The 458-nt window shown below is 73.8% G+C and carries 1 protein-coding gene; it reads right to left on the bottom strand.

Translation table 11 applies throughout. The features are described 5' to 3' along the window. On the bottom strand, nt 1-458 hold a 458-nt coding region (locus tag ACEN88_RS34250), incomplete at both ends, for an acyl-CoA dehydrogenase family protein (RefSeq protein ID WP_413346847.1).

Here is a 458-nt window from a genome sequence, read left to right on the forward strand (position 1 = left end):
GCGTGGACGGCGACGCCATCCCGCTGCGTGGGCAGCACGGCGACCAGCGTGCCGTGCGCGAGCGGGTCCCAGGCGCACACGGTGAGCCGGTCCGACCCGACCGAACTTGATGCACAAGCCTTGGCGCCGTCCAGCACGTAGCCGCCCGCGGTCGGCCGGGCGACGAGCCGTTGGTCCAGCGGGTTCATGGTCTCGCCCCAGAACACGTCGTGCTCGATGGTCTCGAACAGCAGGCGGCGCTGCTGCCGCGCGTTGCCCGTCAGGCGGATGCCGGCGATCTGGAGGTGGTGGAGGCCGAGCCGGTGGGCGAGGGCGCCGTCGGTACGTGCGACGATGCGCACGACGTCGCCGATCGTCTTCCAGCTCGCCCCGAGGCCGCCGTATTCGCGCGGCACCGGGAGGGCGAGCAGGCCGGAAGCGCGGATCCACTGCCGCCCGCGCGCCGCCAGGTCGTGGGC

Source organism: Massilia sp. CT11-108, from assembly GCF_047302915.1.
Lineage (GTDB): Bacteria > Pseudomonadota > Gammaproteobacteria > Burkholderiales > Burkholderiaceae_D > Telluria > Telluria orientalis.